This window comes from Mesorhizobium sp. M2A.F.Ca.ET.039.01.1.1 (genome assembly GCF_003998035.1).
GTDB lineage: Bacteria > Pseudomonadota > Alphaproteobacteria > Rhizobiales > Rhizobiaceae > Mesorhizobium.
The window spans coordinates 1-3,284 of record NZ_RZRY01000683.1 but is presented as its reverse complement, the minus strand read 5'-3'; the positions used below and the strand labels follow the sequence as shown (position 1 = coordinate 3,284).

2 protein-coding genes are annotated in these 3,284 nt (G+C 66.8%); one reads left to right on the top strand and one right to left on the bottom strand.

Annotation, left to right across the window (positions count from 1 at the left end):
* The first annotated feature begins 630 nt into the window (after positions 1-630).
* Positions 631-2,508 carry a DEAD/DEAH box helicase gene (locus EOA24_RS31790; protein ID WP_127410477.1) on the top strand — a complete coding sequence of 626 codons (1,878 nt, stop codon included), beginning with the start codon at positions 631-633 and terminating at the stop codon, positions 2,506-2,508.
* A 337-nt stretch (positions 2,509-2,845) separates the two neighbouring features.
* Here the strand turns inward: EOA24_RS31790 and EOA24_RS31785 are convergent.
* Positions 2,846-3,284 (bottom strand): GNAT family N-acetyltransferase (locus EOA24_RS31785; RefSeq protein ID WP_133374709.1); only part of this gene is annotated, 439 nt, incomplete at its 5' end.

Below are 3,284 nucleotides of genomic sequence, written 5' to 3'. Positions count from 1 at the left end.
GTGGCGCCGACTACCGCAACCTTGAAACTCATCTGCTATCTCCTGTCCCTCTCCGCTTGGTTGTTTGGAGAAAACCCGCCGGCCTGATGCGGGTTTCGTCCCCCGGGCCGGACCCGGGAGAGGGTGGTTAGGCCAAGGGAATCACACCGTTTTGGTGGTGGTTTTCTTGGCCGTAGTTTTGCTGGAACGGACGGACGCGCCGAAGCGCCCGGCCCAATGCGTTACATTGTGGCTGGGGGCATCGAATGCAAGAAGAGCCATCGGAAGGCCGCGCATCGAGGATGATCCCGTTCGACGCGGGCTTTTACGCGGTTTGGTGGAAGAGTCAATCGCCGCAGCGCCTCTCCTTCTCCCCATGTGGGAGAAGGTGGATCGGCGCGTAGCGCCGAGACGGATGAGGGGTGTTCCAGCGGAGTGAGACGCTGGCTTTCCCTGGAGCACCCCTCATCCGTCGCCTTCGGCGACACCTTCTCCCACAAGGGGAGAAGGGAAAGGCGGTGCCGCCTGCTCTGTACAATGCCGTCGCCAAGAAGTAGGAACCCACCAACCGTCCGGCCTTGCGGCGCCTCAACGCCTGCCGGCATCAGTCCATCGATGGGCTAAAGAAGCTTCGAATTCCGAAAGAAGAAAATGTCCAGTTTCGAGATGATCGTTCCTGCGCTGGCAGAAGCGCTGGAAAAGCGCGGTTATTCGGCGCTGACGCCGGTGCAGAAGGCGGTGCTGGAGCCTGAGCTTGGCGAGGCCGACGCGCTGGTATCGGCGCAGACCGGGTCCGGCAAGACTGTCGCCTTCGGCCTTGCCGTGGCGCCGACCCTGCTTGGCGACGCTCAGCGTTTCACCGCTGCCGGCGCGCCGCTGGGCCTGGTGGTGGCGCCGACGCGCGAGCTGGCGCTGCAGGTGCGGCGCGAGCTCGAATGGCTCTATGAGCTGACCGGCGCGCAGATCGCCTCCTGCGTCGGCGGCATGGACATGCGCACCGAGCGGCGCGCGCTGGAGCGCGGCGCTCATATCGTCGTCGGCACGCCCGGCCGACTGCGCGACCACATCACGCGCGGCGCGCTCGACATGTCGGCGCTGAAGGCCGTGGTGCTGGACGAGGCCGACGAGATGCTCGACCTCGGTTTCCGCGAGGACCTCGAATTCATCCTCGACTCAGCACCCGCCGAGCGCCGCACGCTGATGTTTTCGGCCACCGTGCCGCGCTCCATCGCGACGCTTGCGCAGGGCTATCAGCGCGAGGCCGTGCGCATCTCGGCCGGCGGCGAGGAAAAGCAGCATCTCGACATCGAATACCGGGCGCTTTCCGTCGCGCCCGCCGATCGCGAGAACGCCATCATCAATGTGCTGCGCTATTACGAGGCCGCCAATGCGATGGTGTTCTGCAACACTCGCGCGGCGGTGAACCACCTCACCGCGCGCTTCAACAACCGCAATTTCGCCGTCGTGGCGCTGTCCGGCGAGCTCAGCCAGAACGAGCGCAGCCATGCCCTGCAGGCGATGCGCGACGGTCGCGCCAAGGTCTGCATCGCAACGGACGTCGCTGCGCGCGGCATCGACCTGCCCAATCTCGATCTCGTCATCCATGCCGACCTGCCGAGCAATACGGAGACGCTGCTGCATCGCAGCGGCCGTACCGGGCGGGCCGGGCGGAAAGGCGTCAGCGCGTTGATCGTGCCGAACAACGCCCGCAGGCACACCGAGCGCCTGCTCAACAATGCCGGCCTGACCGCGACCTGGGCAAGCCCGCCCTCGGCCGACGAGGTGCTGCGGCGTGACGACGAGCGCATCCTGGCCGACCCGTCCTTCAGCGAGCCGGTGAAGGACGAGGAGCGCGACTTTGCCGCGGCACTTCTCGAGCGGCACGGCGCTGAGCTGGTGGCTGCTGCCTTCGTGCGGCTTTGCCGCGGCAGCCGGTCGGCGCCGGAAGACCTGATCGACGTCGCGCCGTTTGCGCCGTCAAAGGAGAAGTTCGCGCGCCGGGAAGACGCACCAGCCCGCCGCGACGATTTCGGTGACAGCGTCTGGTTCTCGCTCTCGGTCGGCCGCCGGCAGAATGCCGAGCCGCGCTGGCTGATCCCGATGCTGTGCCGCACCGCCGGCATGTCCAAGCGCGAGATCGGCGCCATCAAGATGCAGCCGGAGGAGACCTTCGTGCAGATCGCCGCCGACTGGGCCGACCGCTTCGTCGCCGCGATCGGCCCCGACCGCAAGCTGCAGGGCAGCATCGCGGTGAGGCGCATCGACGGCACGCCCGACCTGTCGCGCGCCGGCTACCAGCCGCCGAAGCCGGACAAGAAGCCGCATCGCGGCAAGCGGCCTTTCGACCAGGGTGCACCCGGGTTCGAGAAGCGAGCGCCGGACGAGCGGCCCGGTGGCGACGCGAAACCCTGGGCGAAGAAGCCCGGCAAGGCGAAGTTCGAGAAGCCAAAGTTCGATCGGCCAAAGTTCGATGGGCCGAGATCCGGCCAGCCGGAAAAGCGCAAGAAGCAGAAGAAGCGGCCAGCGTAGAATCGCGACGGGAGTTGGGCCAGGGTTTAGCAAAGCAAGTCGGCCGGTCAGCCCGACGCGCGCGGGCCGGCAGCCACTACGCCTCCGTCATTCCAGGGCGAAGCAAGGAGCGAAGCGACGCGCGCAGACCCTGGAATCCATGCCGTGACCTCCAAGCGTCGCGGCGGTGCAGAAAAGCCTTTGTTCTGCACCCCCTTTACCATTCGCGCGACGTCACGGCATGGATCCTCGGGTCTACGCGTCCGCTTCGCTCCCGCTCCGCCCGTGGATGACGAAGTTCGGTCGCTTCGGCTAACCTCCGAGGTTTACCCAGCCTTGGCGCCGATACCCGCCAACGTCAGGTTCCAGCGACCTTGTTCAGCGCGTCGCCCGACAGCCTAAGGAAAACCTTCTGGCCGTGGCGCTCGGCGCCTAGCCGGTCGTAGAAACGCAGCGCGCCCTCGTTCCAGTCTTCCGTGGTGAGATCGATGCGGCCTATGCCTTTGCCGAGGCAATAGCCGGCGAGAAAGCCGACCAGCGCGCGGCCGACGCCCTTGTCGCGGGCGCTGTCGCGCACGAACAGATCCTTCAGGAACATCAGCCTTTCGAGATCGATGCCTGGGTGGGCGATGGCCACCGAGGCGAGGCCGGCGACTTCGCCGCCCGCGAAGGCCAGGGCGAAATGCGGATAGGCCGGGCTCTCGTCGCTGAGCCATTGCCGCGCCGTGGCCGCCGCCCGGCTGTGATCGAGCGGCGTCTGCCGGTAGTGAGCCGCCATCGCGCAGAGCAGGGTGGCG

What these genes read in the sequence shown, in the direction of transcription:
- EOA24_RS31790 (WP_127410477.1), top strand. Translation starts at nt 631, where the DNA reads ATGTCCAGTTTCGAGATGATCGTTCCTGCGCTGGCAGAAGCGCTGGAA.